A 16,515-nucleotide genomic window follows, 5' to 3' on the forward strand; every position below is an offset into this window, starting at 1 on the left:
CGGGTGACGCCGCTCCGCTTCGTGCGTGTCAGTCGAGACCGGCCTTCGCCAGCCCGTAGGTCTCGTCGTACGCACCGGGGACCGGGCGGAAGGCGACATTCAGCCGGTTCCAGGCGTTGATCGCGACGACGACGAACGTCAGATCGACGATCTCCTTCTCCGAAAGCTGGGTGCGGACACGCCCGTAGGTGTCGTCCGGCACGCCGCCGTCGGGCATCCTGGTCAGAACCTCGGCCCAAGCGAGCGCGGCGCGCTCACGCGGCGTGAAGAGGTTCGACTCGCGCCATGCGGCGACGTGGTGGAGGCGCAACTCGCGCTCGCCATGGATCCTCGCCATCTTCACGTGCATGTCGACGCAGAAGGTGCAGCCGTTCATCTGCGACGCTCGGAGCTCGACGAGGTCACGGATCGTCTCTTCGATCGCACCGGAGGTGGCCGCGACGTTGAGTTCCGTCAGCTTCTTCAGGAGCTGCGGCGATTGTGCCGCGTAGTCGAGGCGCTGCGCGGGGGAGGTCGGCCCGGTCCCGGGCACTGCGGTTGTCGGGTGTACGTTCATCGGTCTGTCCTTCGGGCGGGTCAGTCTTCGTAGGTGGCGAGCTCGGTCTCGTCCGTGTCGAGGACGAAAACCGCGAGGAGGCGGGCCGGCTCGGTCGCGCTGGCGTTCTCGCTGACGGAGTGGTGGTCGCCGGGGAACTCCGACCAGCTGTCGCCGGCGCGGTAGACGGTGACGGGACCGCCGTTCACCGCGCTGCGGATCGCGCCTTCGAGCACGGTGGCGTAGATGAACGCGGAGTCCGGATGGGTGTGCGCCGGCGACGAGCCGCCGGGCGCATACTCGACGACGATGCCCCTCATGCTCTTGCCCGGCACGTTCGGAAGCGGCTGGTCGTAGACGACCTTCACGGCGGCGTTTTCCGGGCTGTCCGCCGAAGCGGCCGCCGGCAGCAGCAGGATGCCGGCGCCGACAAGAATGGTTCTGATCATGGGTCTGTCTCCACTTTGAAGGTCAGGTGGGTCTTTGAAGGTCAGGCGGGCTGGCGTGCGGCGGGCGGGCGGGAGCCTCGCTGTGCGGCCGGCTTTCCGGTTCGGGCGAGCCAGTCGGCGAGGCGGATGGTGCCGATGCGCGCGCCGTCGCCGGGGACGAGCGAGCGGTCGTCGAGCGTCACGCCGAAGTAGGGGGCGGCTGCGTCCGCAACGACCGGCCGGGGATCGTCGATCGCAGCGAGGTAGCGTTCGACCGCCGCGCTGAGGGGGAGGCGATCCGGCCCCGCGATTTCGACGATGCCGCCCGTCGGCGCGGCGAGCGCGACGTCCGTCATCACGTCGGCGACGTCGTCGGCCGCGATGGGCTGGACCGCCGCCGGCGAAATGCGGAACGTTCCGTCGATGCTGCCGGATTTCGCGATCGCGCCGATGAACTCGAAGAACTGTGTCGAATGGACGATCGTGTAGGGGATGGCGGAGGCCCGGATCAGCTCCTCCTGCGCGAGCTTGCCGCGGAAATAGCCGCTGCCCTGCAGCCGCTCGGTGCCCACGACGGACAGCGCGATGTGATGCGTGACGCCGGCTGCGGCTTCCGCCGCGAGCAGGTTGCGGCCGGCCGTCCGGAAGAAGTCCATCACGGCCCGGTCCTCGAACGACGGCGAGTTGGCGAGGTCGATCACCACGGTCGCGCCCTCGAGCGCGTCGGCGAGGCCCTCGCCGGTGACCGTGTCGACGCCCGAGGCCGGCGAGGCGGCGAGCACCTCGTGCCCCCTGCGGCGCAGGCGCTCCACCGTCTTAGAGCCGATCAGGCCCGTGCCGCCGATGACGACGATCTTCATGGGATTGCTCCTTGGTTGGTTGTGTGATCTGTCGCCGGCCGCATCCGGCAGCGGCCGCCCCGGCAACCGGAGGCGGCTGCCGGGGGAGCGCACGATGCTGTCGAAGCGCGTGGTCGCCGTGGCGCCATGTGCCGTGAGGGCCGCGTCGAAGAGGGCGAATGCCGGGCTGGTCTGTCGTATGCCTCCCCGCGGCCGGACCGGCCGGTTGCGACAGAGAGTGCCGTGGCGCCTCGGGCCGAACCATTGAACGCACGGTCTGGCCGGCCTCGCCGAAGGTACAGGTCGTCCAGGCCGTTGAGTCAGTCCGGCATCGCCCGGGCCGACGATGCGGCAGGGCACGAACGTCCGCGGGGCGCCGGTGACGTCGTTCAGGCTCCGGGAGGGGACGCCGATCCGCCGCCCGGCCGGGCGCGGCGAGAACTCAGGCCGCCGGCGGAGGCCGGGGACAGGGCGGGTTTCGTCAGGTCAGGCGGGCGGCCCAGCGGTGCGATCCCGTCCGGCGGGCCGTCAGTGGGCGCGCCGGACGGCGGGGGCGGTGTCGCGCCGATCGGGAGGCAACGTCTCCCATAGCCGGATCAGCGCGGCGAGCGACGCGGTCTCCATCTTGCGCATCGCGTTGCCGCGGTGGAGCTTGACCGTCACCTCGCTGATTCCGAGGTCGTAGGCGATCTGCTTGTTCAGCCGCCCGAGCGCTACCTCGCGCAGCACCTCGAGCTCGCGCGGCGTCAGCGTGTCGAGCCGCTCGACATTGCGGCGGACGACGGCCGCCTCCGCCCGGCGCCTCGCATCGAGGGCGATGGCGGTCAGCACCGCGTCGAGCAGGGTCTGGTCACGCACGGGCTTGGTGAGGAAATCGACGGCCCCGCCCTTCATGGCCTGCACGGTCATCGGAATGTCTCCGTGTCCGGTCAGGAAGATCACGGGCTTGCGGTCGCCTCTCTCGGCGAGCTGGTTCTGCAGGTCGAGCCCGCTCGCGCCGGGCATGCGCACGTCGAGGATCAGGCAGCCCGGACAGTCCAGCACGTCGGCACCCAGAAGCTCTCGGGTCGAGGCGAACGCGACCGCCTGAAGGCCGGCGGTGAGGACCAGCTCCGAGATGGCCTCGCGCACGGCCGAATCGTCGTCGACGATGAAGACGCGGGGCTCCTCCGCGGTGTTCGCGCCGGCCGCGGATGGTGCCTGCCGTGGCCCGGTCGGTCGTTCACGTCCCATCGTCGTCCTCCCTGTTGGCTGTGCGCAAGGCGGCCTCGACGGCGGCGAGCAGCGCGTTGCCGTCGAAGGGCTTGCGGAAGAAGCCGGCGGTGCCCCGGGCGCGGCTCTGGTCGGCGATCTCGTGACGGCCGGTGATGAGGAAGACCGGGAGGTCGGGGCGCACCTCCTTCGCGCAGTCGCGAAGGTCGAAACCGTCCATGTCCGGCATGCCGATGTCGGTGATGAGAAGGTCGAGACCCGCGAAGCCGCTGACCAGCAGCGACCGCGCCGACGCGTAGCTCCGGGCCACGTAGCCGGCGGATTCCAGAAGCTCCTCGACCGATTCCCGCAGGCGGGGGTCGTCGTCGACGATCGCGACGACGGACCGTCTCGCGCTCACGACGAGCCTCCCGGACGGCGCCGCGAATGGGTGATGGGGACTTCCAGCCGCTCGGCAATCCGCACGAGATCGGCCAGAGACGCGGCCGCCATCTTGCTCATGACGTTCCTTCTGTGGATCTGCAGCGTGACCTCGCTGATGCCGAGCTCCGCCGCAGCCTGCTTGTTGAGGAGACCGCTGACGACGAGCGGGAGCACCTCGCGTTCCCGCGGCGTCAGCTCGCCGTAGCGTTGCCGCAGCTCGGCGAGTTCGGCGCGTGCGGCCCGCCGCGCCCGGTCCAGGGAGACCGCCGCTTCGACCGCGGCGATCAGGTCCGCGTCGCTGAACGGCTTGGTCAGGAAGTCGACGGCACCCTCCTTGATCGCCCGCACCGACGAGGGGATGTCGCCGTGCCCGGTGACGAAGACGATCGGCGGATGCTCCCCCGCTGCGATCTGGCGCTGAAGCTCAAGGCCGTTGATGTCCGGCAGCTCGACGTCGAGGATCAGGCACGCCGGAACATCCGGCTTCTCGGCGCCGACGAAGTCGCCGGCGGAGGCGAACAGGATCGCGCGCATCCCGTGCGAGGCGAGCAGTTCGTCGAGCGCCTCCCGGATCCGCGCGTCGTCGTCGACGACGTAGACGACGAAGTCCTCTCCACTCATGCTGTCACTTTCGCAGCGACGGGCAGGGTGAAGATGACGGTGGCGCCCTGGGGGGCGTTCGCTTCCGCCCAAAGCCTGCCGCCGTGGGCCTCGACGATCGAGCGGCAGATCGCCAGCCCCATACCCATGCCCTTGTCCTTCGTCGAATAGAACGGCTCGAAGATCTTCTCCGGCGAGGTGATGCCGCCGCCGCGGTCGGACACCTCGATGCGGATGGCGTCGTTCGTCTGCCGCGCGGCGATGCGGATGGAACGCTCGCCCTGGACGGCATCCATGGCGTCCATCCCGTTGCGGATGAGGTTGACCAGCACTTGCTGGATCTGGATGCGGTCGACGTTCGCGGCGGGAATATCCGAGGCGATGTCGACGATGAGCCGGGTGCAGCGCCGCGTCGCCTCCTCCGCCATCAGCCCCCGCGCCTCATCGATGATGGCGGTGAGCGCCACGCTGTCCCTTGTGTCGGACGACGGCCTGAAGAGGGCGCGGATACGGCCCACCACGTCGGCCGCGGAATTGGCGTCGCGGACGATGCGGTCGGCCGTCGTCTTCGCGCGCTCGAGGTTCGGCGGCTCGGCGGACAGCCAGCGGTGGCAGGCGTGGGAATTGGCGACGACGGCCGCCAGCGGCTGGTTCACCTCATGGGCGATCGATGCGGAGAGCTCGGCAAGGCTCGCCGCCTGGCTGGCCCGGGCGAGCCGCTCGTGCGCGAGGCGAAGCTCTTCACCCGCCCGCACCTCCCCGTCGATGTCGAGGCAGATGACGTTCCATTGCACGATGGCGCCGTCCCCGTCGCGCATCGGCGCGGCGCGCGTTTCGACCCAGCGATATTCGCCGTCGTAGCGACGCAGGCGATGCTTGCGCATGTAGGGGGCACCGGTCTCGAGCGAGCGGGCGTAGTCCTCTTTCACCGCTGCGCGGTCGTCGGGATGGATCGCGGCGTCGAGTGTCTGGTCGAGCCGGGACCTGCCGGCCTCGTCGAGCGCCTCGAGGCCGAAGCCGAGGTAGCTGCGGAGCCGCTCGCTGCGGTAGACCGGCTCCCCGGCCGGGTCGGCGCACACGATCATCGCCGGCAGCGTCTCGACCAGCTGCCAGAGGAAGCGCTCACGCTCGCGCAGCGTTTCCTCGATCCGCAGCTGATCGTCGATATCGTGGCAGAGGCCGTACCAGTGCATGATCGCGCCGTGCTCGTCCCGCAAGGGTTCGGCCCGCACCGACATCCAGCGGTAGACGCCATCGATGCGCCGCAGGCGATGGGTGAGCGAAAAGCCCTCGCCGGTCGCAAGGGAGTGATCGAGCGTCGCCTTGACGCGCGCCAGGTCGTCCGGATGCACGTGCGCGGCGACCGACGCGGTGAGCCCGGCCCGTCCCGGAAGGTCGAACTCGTCGACCTGTGTTCCGAAGTATTCGACCATGCGCCGGCTGAAGAAGACCGGTTTTCCGTCGGGATTGAGGCGCCAGAGGAGCCCGGGGACCATGTCCACCAATGTCGACAGTTCCCGTTCCCGGTCCCGGGCCTCGTCCTGGGCGCGCACCTGATCGTCGATGTCGACGCACAGCCCATACCACTGGACGATGCGGCCGCCTTCGTCCCTCAGGGGCTCCGCGCGGCTCGACATCCAGCGGTAGGCCCCGTCCGCCCGGCGGAGGCGATAACGCAGCGCGAAGCTCTCGCCGGCGAGGAGGGACCAGCCGAGGGTGTGGCGGAACGCGGTCCGGTCGTCCGGATGGACCCCGTCCGCCAGGTCGTCGAGCCGTCCCAGTCCGGAGGAGGTCAGGCGTCCGACGTCGAAACCGAGGAAGTCGACCATGCGGCGGTTGAAGAAGATCGGCCGACCGTCGGGCGCGAGGCGCCACAGGTGGCTCGGGACAAGGTCGACGAGTTGCGAGAGCTCCCGCTCGCGTTGGACGAGCGCCGCTTCGGCCTGCTTCTGCTCGTCGATGTCCATCGTCGTGCCGTGCCAGCCGACGATGCGACCGTCACGATCGCGCTCGGCCCGCCCCGCATTGCGGAACCACCTGTAGACACCGTCGCGGCGCAGGATGCGATGTTCGGTGTCGTACGGCTCGCCCGTCGCGAGGGAACGCCGCCAGGCCGCGATCACGCGGGCATAGTCGTCGGCGTGGACGACGCGGCGCCAGCCGAACTCGTCCGAATCCGGCAGTGGCTCGAGGTCCTCGGCGGGTGAACCGAGGTACTCCAGCGTGTTTGGGCTGACGTAGGTGAAGCGGCCGTCCGGATCGGCCGACCATGCGTGGGCGGGCATCGCCTCGATGATCCGGGTCGCGTGCCCGGACCGCGCGTCCGGACGTCCGGCCCCGCCGGCCGCGGCCGTCGCGCCGACCGAGAAGGCCAACGCGCAGTACGCGGCCCAGTGCAGCGCGATATCGCCGGTGCCATCGGGTGCGAGGCCGGCCGTCACGGCGAGGAGGCCGGCTGCAGCCGCGAGGACGCCGTTCACGACGCCTGCGGCCGCGCCGCTCATGTAGAGGAATGCGGCGGACAGCGGGGCGAGGAGGCCGACCGGGGTTCCGGTGACCTGGGAGGCGGCAAGGCCGACGAGGACCGCGACGAGCACGAGCGTTTCGCGCTGGTAGTGAATGACGGCTCGCATGTTCAGCTGCTCCTGCCGGAAGACGCCGCGGAAACGGGCACCGCATCCCATGGCGCGGCTCCGAAGCCGGCCCGTGCCGAGTTTAGTCGCGAGCGGACGGACCCGCACCTCATGGAAATCCATGCACTCGGCCAGCCTGCCGCCGCGATGGTCGGCTGACGCCGGTCGGAACGCCGGGCCCCGGGTGCCGGGCGCGCGTCAGAGCCGCCCGAGGGCGAGCGTATCCACGACCTCGGGACAGGTTGTCCGGCAGCATCGAATGACGAGATTCCGGCCGTGGCCGGCCGTTCCGGTGACCACGTCTCACCCCTGCCGACCCCGCCTGCGGACGCTCCAGCCCCCCGGCGGGCGATCTTCTCCGCCGGGATCGCAACGTCAACGCCGGCGACCCTCCCGCGACCGGCTTTCGCCCTGCGGCCACGACGGTCGACCGGGCCTGCCCGGAGCGGCGCTGCCGCCTCCGGCTGCCGCGCCTTTCTCAAACTCGATGCTGATGGAAAGACCCACAATGGACTTCAACGACAAGGTCGTGATCGTGACGGGCGGCAGCTCCGGGATCGGTCGTGCCGCCGCCCTCGGATTTGCCCGCCTCGGCGCCCGGGTCCTCGTGACCGGACGGCGCCCGGAGCCGCTCCGCCACGTGACCGCGGAGCATCCCGACATTGCCGCATGCGTTGCCGACGTCGCCGAGGCCGACGACGTCGACCGCACCGTCCGAATGGCGGTCGCCGAATGGGGGCGGGTGGACGTCCTCGTGAACAACGCCGGAGCGGGCGCGATCCTGCCGCTGGCGGAGGCCACCGCCGACCGGATCAACGCGATCCTGGCCGTCAATGTGGTGGGGCCGTCCCTCATGGCGAGAGCCGCGCTGCCTCATCTCGCGGCGACCCAGGGAGCGATCGTGAACATCTCCAGCACCTTCGGCCACAAGGCTGCCGGCGCGCTCTCGCACTATGCAGCCAGCAAGGCGGCACTGGAGCACCTGACGCGCTGCTGGGCGCTGGAGCTCGCGCCGCAGCGGGTGCGCGTCAACGCCGTCGCAGCCGGGCCGACCGACTCCGGCGCCCTGACCGGGATGATGGGGCTGTCGCCCGCCGACGCCGCCGCGATCGAGGCGGAGGAACGCGAGGCCGTCCCGCTGAAGCGCCGCGGGCGCCCGGAGGACGTCGCGCGCTGGATCGTCCACCTCGCCGATCCGGCCGCCGACTGGGTGACGGGCCAGATCGTCACCGTCGATGGCGGTCTCGGCGTGTCCTGAAACATCGGTCTGACAAGCCAGAGCGACCCGAGACGAGTGCGGGGTGGGGCGTTCCGGGCTCGGCACGGCACGCCATCACGGCCGGGACGGGACGCCTTCGGGCCGCATGGGCGTCCGTCCATGCGGCCCGGGGCCGAAACGGGGCCACGCCGGTATCGCGCGCGTGCCGACGGTCATTTGCACCGCGTTTTCGGACATCACCCGTCCACAATGTAGAGCTGAATTATACTAGCGGATAAGCAGTGGAACCCGGATAAATCGGCTTCACTTCGGGTGTCGCTACCGGATCGAGGGTTGCCATGATCACCGTAGGTCTCGTTGCCGTGCCGCCGATGCAGCTCATGTCGCTCGCCGCGATGACGGTGCTGCAGACGGCCAATACGCTGACCGATGTCCCGGCCTACGGCATCGAGCTGCTGTCCGAGACCGGGGGTCTGGTCGAGACCGCCGCCGGCTTCTGCGTGGAGACGCGGCCGATCGGTGCGGCGACGTACGACACGCTCGTGGTCGGCGCGTTCGCCGGCACCGAGTGCCGCTCGCAGGCGCTCGTCGCACAGGTCAAGCGGCTCGCCCACGATGCGCGGCGCGTGGGCTCGTTCTGCACCGGCGCCTTCATTCTCGCCGAGGTCGGTCTGCTCGACGGTCGCCGCGCGACGACCCACTGGCGCCATCTCCCGCGGCTGGAGCGGGCCTACCCGCGGATCCGCCTGCTGCGGGACCGGCTCTATGTGAACGACGGCAGGATCTGGACAGCCGCCGGGATGACCGCGGGCATCGACATGGTGCTCGCCTTCGTGGAGGCCGATCTCGGCGAGGCGGCGGCCCGCGCGGTCGCCGAGAGGATGGTGATGGAGCGTCGCCGGCCCGGCGGCGGGACGCAGGTCTCCAACCTCCTCGCCCTGCAGCCCAAGGCCGACCGGATCGAGGCCGTGCTCGCCTACGCCAAGGCGAACCTCAAGGCGCCGCTCTCCGTGACGCAGCTCGCGGACGTGGCGCATCTCTCCCCCCGCCAGTTCAGTCGCGCCTTCTCCGCCGCGATGGGGCAGTCGCCGGCCAAGGTGGTCGAGCGGCTGAGAGTGGAGGCGGCGCACGCGATGATCATCGCCTCGCGCCATTCGCTCGACACAATCGCCGCCGAAACCGGATTTGCCGACCGCGAGCGCATGCGCCGGGCGTTCATGCGCGTCCACGGCCGGCCACCCCAGGATCTCAGACGGATATCCCGCGACCTCGCGGCTGCCTGAGCCCGGACGTTCAGGACCGCCAGTACCCCGGTCGTTCGGCGCCACGCGCGCCGAGGCCACCGTGTGCCATACGAACAGAGGCAACCACCATGTTCACCCTTAAGATCAACGGCGAGCCGCGCGAGGTCGATGTCGAGGAGGGGACCCCGCTTCTCTTCGTCCTGCGCGACACGCTCGACATGACCGGCACCAAGTACGGCTGCGGCATCGCCCAGTGCGGCGCCTGCACCGTCCTCCTAGACGGATCGGCCATGCGCTCCTGCCAGCTCCCGGTGGAGGCCGTCGGCACCTCCGAGGTCGTCACGATCGAGGCGATCGAGGCGGACGACGTCGGCAAGCGCGTCGTCGCCGCGTGGATCGAGGGACAGGTGCCGCAGTGCGGCTACTGCCAGTCCGGCCAGGTGATGGCGGCGACCGCTCTCCTGAAGGAGACGCCCGAGCCGACGGACGACGACATCCTCTACGGCATGTCCAACATCTGCCGCTGCGGCACCTACAACGCCATCGCCGCCGCCGTGCGGCAGGCTGCGAAAGCGTGAGGAGCGCTACGATGCCGACCGCTTCCTTCCTCGGCCCCGTTGCGGCCGGTCTCTCCCGCCGCGGCTTCCTCGCAGGGTCCGGTGCCTTCGTCCTCGGCGCGGCGCTTCCGACCCGCGTCCTCGCGGAGGCGGCGGGCGCGGCGGACGGCGCCGCCGCCATCGCCGGCGCCCCCGGCACCAAGGTCGCCGCCTTCATCGAGATCCGCCCGGACAACACCGTCCGCCTGCTCTCCCCGTTCGTCGAGGGCGGGCAGGGGATCGCCACCGGGATGGCGCAGACCATCGGCGAGGAGCTCGACGTCGACCCCGCCCGCATCGAGGTCGAATGCGCGCCCCCGGGGCCGGATTACGCGGTCGTCAACGGCATGCGGCTGACCGGCGGCAGCTTCTCCACCCGTTCCAGCTATCCCGTCATGCGCCGCCTGGGTGCGACGGCGCGGGACATGATGATCCGCGCCGCGGCCGCCAGGCTCGAGGTGCAGGAGGAGGAGCTTTCGACGCGCGACGGAACGGTCATCCACGAGCGATCGGGCCGGACGGTGCCGTACGGCGACGTGGCGTCCGACGCGCTGGCCCTGAAGCCGCGCGAGGACATCGCGTTGCGCGATCCCGCGACCTTCCGCTGGATCGGCAAGCCGACCCCGCGCATTGACGTTGCCGACAAGTCGCGGGGCCGGGCCAAGTACACCATCGACCTGACCGTCGACGGGATGCTTTTCGCCGCCGTCGCCCACGCGCCGCACTACGGGACTGAGCCGAAGGCGCTGAACAACGAGGCTGACGTGGCGGCGATGCCGGGCGTCCACTCCGTCCACACCCTTACGGGCGCCGTGGCGGTGACGGCGAACTCGTGGTGGCGGGCGCGTCAGGCCGTCGAGGCGCTCGACGTGACCTGGAGCGATCCCGAGCCGACCGGGATCGCGACGGTCGCCGCCGACTTCTCGTCGGACGCGATGCTGGCCACGCTGACCGCCTCGACGGCGTCGGGCGCCACCGTCGAGGCCGAGGGCGACGTCGACGCCGCCTTCGCCGCCGCAGCGAAGACGGTCGAGGCCGACTATCACGCGCCGTACCTGTCGCACGCTCAGCTCGAGCCGCCGTCCGCCATCGCCCGCTTCAACGACGACGGGACGCTCGACGTCTGGCTTCCCAACCAGATGCCCGAACTGTTCCAGAAGGTCTCGGCCGAGACGGCTGGTCTTGCGCCCGACAAGGTGCGGATCCACTCGCCGATCCTCGGCGGCTTCTTCGGCCGGCACTTCACGTACGGCTCCGGCAATCCGCTCCCGCAGGCGATCGTGCTCGCCAAGGCGACCGGCCGGCCGGTGAAGGTCGTCTGGTCGCGCGAGGAAGAGTTCAGGATGGACGCCCTGCGCCCGCTGTCGTTCACCCGCTTCAGGGCGGCCGTCGACGACAGGGGCATGCCGACCGCCATATCCACCCGCACCATCGGCGAAGGCCCGCTCGGGCGTTACTGGGGCATGGATCCGGACCCGTCGGCCGTGGAGGGCATCACCGAGAAGCCCTACGCCGTGCCGAACCGGGCGATGGAGTACGTCAAGGTCGGCCACCCGGTGAACATCGCGTTCTGGCGCTCCGTCGGCCACTCGATGAACGACTACTTCTACGAGGGCTTTCTCGACGAGATCGCCGATGCCGGCGGCAAGGACCCGTTCGACCTGCGCCGGACTCTGCTCGAGCACAGTCCGCGGCACCTGACGCTGCTCGACGAGGTCGCGAAGATCTCAGGCGGCTGGAGGCGCGGCCCCTACGACGTCGGCGGGACGAAGCGGGCACGTGGTATCGCGATGGCATCGCCCTTCGGCTCCGAGACCGCGACCATCGCCGAGGTGTCGATCGAGGACGGGACGACGAAGGTGCACAACGTCTGGGTCGCGTTCGACCCGGGCAGCGTCGTGAATCCCGCGATCGTCAAGGCGCAGGTCGAGTCCGCCGTGGCGCTCGGGCTGTCGCAGACGCTGGTCGAGCAGGCGGTCTACGAGAACGGCGTCCGGCGCGACGCGAACTACGATACCTATCAGGTGCTGCGGCGGGAGATGATGCCGGAGGTCCATGTCTCCATCGTCGAGAGCGGCGCGCCGATGGGTGGTGTCGGAGAACCGGGCCTGCCCGGCGTCCCGGGGGCCGTCGTCAACGCAGTCGCGGCGCTGACCGGGACGCGCGTCCGGCATCTCCCGCTCGCCGACACGTCGCTTTCGGGCGCCTAGGGACCGGACCCACGCTGATCGAACGCAAAGCCTCGCGAAGGGGACGCGGATGACGTCGCCCCTCACGGCGCCGCGCTGCCGGCGCCGGCCGACGGACATCGCCGGGACGACCTCTAGTGGCCCCCGCCGCCTCCGCCCGGCTGGCTCGGGCGGCGCATCAGCGGCGTCGCGAAGCTGAGGACGACGAAGAGCACCGTCAGCAGCACGAAGACGTCGGCGAAGGCCATGACGGTCGCCTGCCCCTGGACGATCTGCTTGAGCTGGGCGAGCGCGGCGGTGCTGGCGTCCGACCCGAGGGACGAGAGGCCCGCGGTGATGGTCGCCAGCATCTCGTCCACCGGCTCGCGTCCCCACACGACGCTCTCCGACAGGCGCTCGAGGTGAAGGTCGGTGCGGTTGGAGATGACGGTGTTGATGATCGCGAGGCCGACCGCGCCGCCGAGGTTGCGGGTGACGTTGAAGAGCCCCGACGCGTTCTTCAGCGCCGCCGGCGGCATGGTGCCCAGCGAGACGTTGGTGATGGGCACCATGCACAGCATCAGCGAGACGCCGCGCAGGATCTGCGGCCAGAGCAGCTCCCAGAAATCCCAGTCGACGGTGATCGCCGACGCCTTCCACGTGCCGAGGCCGAAGCCGAGGAAGCCGATGGCGATCATCAGGCGCGGGTCGATCTTCGCCGACAGGCGGCCGGCGATGGGCGCGGTGACGAACATCGCGAGGCCGGAGACGAACATCGTCTCGCCGATCATCAGCGCCGAGTAGTCGCGCACGCGGGCGAGGTAGACCGGATAAAGGTAGGTGAGGCCGTAGAGGCCGATGCCCATCGCGAATGAGAAGGCCGAGCCGGTCGCGAAATTCCTGTTGCCGAAGGCCTTGAGGTCGACCACCGGCTCGCGCGCGGTGAAGGCCCTCCAGAAGAACCCGATCGCCGACAGGGCGGAGACGACGGCGAAGAAGGTGATGCCGGCGTCCTCGAACCAGTCCTTGCGGGTGCCTTCCTCGAGCACGTACTCGAGGCTCCCGAGGAAGCCCGCCATGAAGGCGAGCCCCGCCCAGTCGAACCGGTCGAGGAGGGCGAGGTTCGGCTCGTCGAAGTCGACCAGCGCGACGACGGCGATGGTCACGAAGATGCCCGGCACGATGTTGATGAGGAACAGCCAGTGCCAGGAGAAGAGTTCGGTGAGGTAGCCGCCGATGGTCGGGCCGATGGTGGGCGCGAGCGTCGCGACGAGGCCGATGATGGGCGCCACCACCGGCTGCTTCTCGCGCGGGAACACCGAGTAGGCCGCCGCGAAGACCGTGGGGATCATGCCGCCGCCGATGAAGCCCTGGAGCGCGCGGTAGACGATCATCTGCTCGATGGACGTCGCCGTCGCGCACATGAAGCTCATCACCGTGAACCCGGCGCAGGAGGCCGCGAAGAGCCAGCGCGTGGAGAGCGCACGCGACAGGAAGCCCGACAGCGGGATCATCACCACCTCGGCGATGAGGTAGGCGGTCTGCACCCATGAGATCTCGTCCGCCGACGCGGACAGTCCGGCCTGGATCTCCGAGAGCGAGGCGGAGACGATCTGGATGTCGAGGATCGCCATGAACATCCCGAACACCATCGCGATGAAGGCGAACATCCGCCGGCCCTCGACGCCGGCCACCGGCGCCGCGGGCGCAGCGGGGGAGGGGGCGCTGGGTCCGCCTCTCACGGCCGTCGTGGTGCTCATGGCGTTGTCGCCTCAGTGCGTGCGGTGCGGGCGCCGGCCGGTATGCGGCGCGGCGTCGGCGGCGGCCGCCGTGTCGGGCGGCGTCCCGGTGTCCGCCGGCGTCGCCTCGGGGGCCGAGCCGAGTTCGCTCGCGGCCGCAGCACCGGCCGGGGCCGCTTGCGACGCATGGGCCTGCGCGGTGGCGGGGCCGGTGCGCATGTCGACGGTCACGACGGCCGACATGCCGGGGCGAAGCGCGCCGCCGTCGAGCGCCTCGTGCGAGAGGGCGACGCGGACCGGCAGGCGCTGCACGATCTTGGTGAAGTTGCCGGTCGCGTTCTCGGGCGGGAGCAGGCTGAAGAGGGCGCCGGAGGCGGGAGAGATGCTCTCCACCTGGCCTTCGAAGACCCGGCCCGGGAACGCGTCGACGGTGACCTCCGCGGTCTGGCCGACCTCCATGTCCTCGAGCTGCGTCTCCTTGAAGTTGGCGTCGACGTAGACCGAGGCGAGGGGCACGACGGCGGCGAGGCGCGTGCCCGACTGCACCAGCTCGCCCACTTCCACCGCCTTGTTGCCGATCACGCCGTCGATCGGCGCACGCACGACGGTGAAGGAGAGGTCCCGCTCGGCCTGTGCGAGCGCGGTCTGCAGGCTGGAGAGGCTCGCCTCCGCCTCGGTGCGCTCCGCCTCGAGAACGGAGACGTTCGCCTCGGCGGCGGCCTTCGCCGCCTTGGAGGCGGCAAGCGCAGCGACGGCCTTCTCGTGGTCGGCGCGGGCGATGTCGAGCGACTGGCGGCTCGCGTAGTCGGTCTTCATCAGCCTGGACTTCCGGTCGAGCTCCGCGTCGGTCAGGGTGAGCTCGGCCTCGGCGCTGGCGACGTTCGCGTCCGCCTCGTCGATGCTCGTCCGGGCCGCGTCGATCTGGACGCCCATGCGTTCGATCGCGGCCTTCTGGACGGTGATCCGGTCCTGCGCGGCCCGCACGGCGAGGCGGTAGTCGACGTCGTCGATCCGCGCGATCACGTCGCCCTGCCGGACGGCCTGGTTGTCCGTCACCTCGACGGAGGTGACGTATCCCGAGACCTTGGCGGCGAGGATCGACATGTCCGCGGCGAGGTAGGCGTCGTCGGTCGAAAGCTCGAAGCGCCCGACCGTCCACCAGTCGTAGCCGAGGTATCCGCCCGCGCTGGCGGCGACCGCGAGGATGACGAAGAGGATCGACCGCTTCCGCGAGCGGCGCGGTTTCTCCGGTGCGGCGGCGGGTGGCTCGGTCGCGGCGGCGGGCGCGGGGTGGCTGCCCTGCCGGGCGATCTCGCGCTGCTCGACCTCGGCCGTGGCCGGGGCGGCGCTGCGGCCTCCCGCCACGCTCAGTTGATGAGCCGATCTCGTCGCCACGGAGTCGGGGGCCGCTTCGGCGGTCTCATGTTCGCTGCTGAGCTGCATGTCGGGGCCGTACTCTCGTCAGAGACATTGACCGAACGGTGCGGTCAATGAGCACAGTTATGTTGACCGAACCGTTTAGTCAATCATAAGCACCATATAGACGTTTCGCGAGGATGCATTCACACTCGACGTGCGCGTGTGTCCGCGCCATGAGATGACGATGAACAAGCTCGAACGGCCGATCGAACTCGCGAAGACCGACCCCGCTCCCGACACGGGCAAGCGGAAGGATATCCTCGACGGCGCACGCCGGGTATTCCGGGCGGCCGGATTCGACGGCGCGAGCATGGACAAGATCGCCGCCGCCGCGAAGGTGTCGAAGGGCACGCTCTACGTCTACTTCCGCAGCAAGGAGGAGCTGTTCGAGGCCCTCGTCCAGCTCGACCGGAAGGACGCCGCCGAGCAGATCTTCAAGATCGAGGATCACGACGCCGACCCGAAGGAGGTCCTGCTGCAGCTCGGCGAGCGGTTCGTGAAGCTGATGGCGGACCCGGACCACATCGCGCTGATCCGCATGGTGATCGGCGCGGCGGAGAAGCTGCCCGAGGTCGGGCGGATGTTCTTCGAGATGGGACCGTGCTTCGGCATCGAGCAGCTTGCGACCTACTTCGACGGCCAGGTGGCGCGCGGCCGCCTGATGAAGGTCGGCGAGGACACCACGATGGCCGCGACGCACTTCCTGACGCTGTGCCAGGGCAGCATCACCAAGCGGCTCCTCTTCGGGCTGGCCGAGCGGCCGACCGACGCCGAGATCCGCGCCACGGTGGAGAGCGGCGTCCGCGTCTTCCTGCGCGCCTACGCCCCCGACTGCGTCTGACGGCGCAGCGGGACGCGGCACGAGCGTCTCCCCGCACGAATTGCACGCCGCGATACCGCCCGGACCCCGTGACGGCGCCGATGACGTGCGCGGCTGATGCCGCCTTCCCGGGGTGCGTGCCGGCGCCTCCGCGCGGGACGGTTCATCGGGCCTGACCGGTCCGGACCGGCCGGTCGAGGCCGTCTCGCAGCCAGCAACTGCCGTCCGCATTCTTCGGCGGGGACGGCCGGACGACCGCTGTTCGCGGCTGCGCCGAGCCTGTCCGGCGGCCCGACCCCGACCGGCCGCGACACCCGATGACCCGATCCTGCTCCAACCATCCGTTCCTGCGTCTCGGACGGCATTGGCCGTGTGTCAGGATTTTCTGGAAATGTGCAACTTTTGCAAAATCGGTTGACAGGAACTCGGTTGCCGAATGAGCTTACAAACATGTCAGTAAGCGCAAATGTAGTGCATGATTACGGGATGTGCAGGATGACCTCGTCGCAGGCCAGCGCCGCTGATTCCTTGAGCGTTGCGACACGCAGCCCCATCGCACCACGCGCGCTCTGCGCCTGAATACGCGCGTTTCGATCCACCACTCGACCGCGCAATCCACCCCGCCCCCTCGTCGAACCTC

Annotated in this window: 14 protein-coding genes; 5 read left to right on the forward strand and 9 right to left on the reverse strand. The window is 70.0% G+C overall.

Translation table 11 applies throughout. From position 1 onward, the window contains the following. Positions 1-28: 28 nt before the first annotated feature. The 7 genes from DLJ53_RS12325 to DLJ53_RS12355 all read right to left on the reverse strand — a co-directional run bounded on the left by DLJ53_RS12325 (position 29) and on the right by DLJ53_RS12355 (position 6,793). The gene (locus DLJ53_RS12325; protein WP_111345510.1) at positions 29-556 is read right to left on the reverse strand and encodes a carboxymuconolactone decarboxylase family protein; all 528 of its coding nucleotides are present in this window, start codon (positions 554-556) and stop codon (positions 29-31) included. Between the two features lie 20 nt (positions 557-576). Then, positions 577-984 (reverse strand): cupin domain-containing protein, encoded by a 408-nt coding sequence (locus DLJ53_RS12330; RefSeq protein WP_111345512.1) that lies wholly within the window; start codon positions 982-984, stop codon positions 577-579. 41 nt (positions 985-1,025) lie between these two features. Continuing rightward, the gene (locus DLJ53_RS12335; RefSeq protein ID WP_111345513.1) at positions 1,026-1,823 is read right to left on the reverse strand and encodes an SDR family oxidoreductase; all 798 of its coding nucleotides are present in this window, start codon (positions 1,821-1,823) and stop codon (positions 1,026-1,028) included. Between the two features lie 507 nt (positions 1,824-2,330). Further along, positions 2,331-3,035 (reverse strand): response regulator transcription factor, encoded by a 705-nt coding sequence (locus tag DLJ53_RS12340; protein WP_111345515.1) that lies wholly within the window; start codon positions 3,033-3,035, stop codon positions 2,331-2,333. Beyond that, positions 3,025-3,414, reverse strand: coding sequence for a response regulator (locus DLJ53_RS12345; protein WP_111345516.1), 390 nt, complete (start codon positions 3,412-3,414; stop codon positions 3,025-3,027). The genes DLJ53_RS12340 and DLJ53_RS12345 overlap by 11 nt, the downstream gene beginning before the upstream one ends. Further along, on the reverse strand, positions 3,411-4,058 hold the full coding sequence (locus tag DLJ53_RS12350; RefSeq protein ID WP_111345518.1) for a response regulator transcription factor: 648 nt from the start codon (positions 4,056-4,058) through the stop codon (positions 3,411-3,413). Before DLJ53_RS12350 ends, DLJ53_RS12345 begins: the two co-directional genes overlap by 4 nt. After that, on the reverse strand, positions 4,055-6,793 hold the full coding sequence (locus DLJ53_RS12355; RefSeq protein ID WP_425320959.1) for a PAS domain-containing sensor histidine kinase: 2,739 nt from the start codon (positions 6,791-6,793) through the stop codon (positions 4,055-4,057). Before DLJ53_RS12355 ends, DLJ53_RS12350 begins: the two co-directional genes overlap by 4 nt. Before the next feature lie 385 nt (positions 6,794-7,178). On the opposite strand from DLJ53_RS12355, the gene DLJ53_RS12360 reads away from it, so the two are divergent. The 4 genes from DLJ53_RS12360 to DLJ53_RS12375 all read left to right on the forward strand — a co-directional run bounded on the left by DLJ53_RS12360 (position 7,179) and on the right by DLJ53_RS12375 (position 11,939). Continuing rightward, on the forward strand, positions 7,179-7,928 hold the full coding sequence (locus DLJ53_RS12360; protein ID WP_111345522.1) for an SDR family NAD(P)-dependent oxidoreductase: 750 nt from the start codon (positions 7,179-7,181) through the stop codon (positions 7,926-7,928). Positions 7,929-8,227: 299 nt separating this feature from the next. Then, entirely contained in the window at positions 8,228-9,172 is a 945-nt protein-coding gene (locus DLJ53_RS12365) for a GlxA family transcriptional regulator (protein WP_111345524.1), read from the forward strand. Between the two features lie 89 nt (positions 9,173-9,261). Next, positions 9,262-9,711, forward strand: a complete 450-nt coding sequence (locus tag DLJ53_RS12370; protein ID WP_111345525.1) for a (2Fe-2S)-binding protein — start codon at positions 9,262-9,264, stop codon at positions 9,709-9,711. A gap of 11 nt (positions 9,712-9,722) precedes the next feature. Further along, positions 9,723-11,939 (forward strand): xanthine dehydrogenase family protein molybdopterin-binding subunit, encoded by a 2,217-nt coding sequence (locus DLJ53_RS12375; protein ID WP_111345527.1) that lies wholly within the window; start codon positions 9,723-9,725, stop codon positions 11,937-11,939. A gap of 113 nt (positions 11,940-12,052) precedes the next feature. Here the strand turns inward: DLJ53_RS12375 and DLJ53_RS12380 are convergent, their stop codons facing one another. Next, positions 12,053-13,657 carry a DHA2 family efflux MFS transporter permease subunit gene (locus tag DLJ53_RS12380; RefSeq protein WP_111345529.1) on the reverse strand — a complete coding sequence of 535 codons (1,605 nt, stop codon included), beginning with the start codon at positions 13,655-13,657 and terminating at the stop codon, positions 12,053-12,055. A gap of 12 nt (positions 13,658-13,669) precedes the next feature. Then, positions 13,670-15,001, reverse strand: coding sequence for an HlyD family secretion protein (locus tag DLJ53_RS12385; RefSeq protein WP_244935059.1), 1,332 nt, complete (start codon positions 14,999-15,001; stop codon positions 13,670-13,672). Between the two features lie 238 nt (positions 15,002-15,239). Here DLJ53_RS12385 and DLJ53_RS12390 point away from each other — a divergent pair, with 238 nt between their 5' ends. Beyond that, positions 15,240-15,896, forward strand: a complete 657-nt coding sequence (locus tag DLJ53_RS12390; RefSeq protein WP_202913117.1) for a TetR/AcrR family transcriptional regulator — start codon at positions 15,240-15,242, stop codon at positions 15,894-15,896. Positions 15,897-16,515: the final 619 nt, after the last annotated feature.

This window comes from Acuticoccus sediminis (genome assembly GCF_003258595.1).
GTDB lineage: Bacteria > Pseudomonadota > Alphaproteobacteria > Rhizobiales > Amorphaceae > Acuticoccus > Acuticoccus sediminis.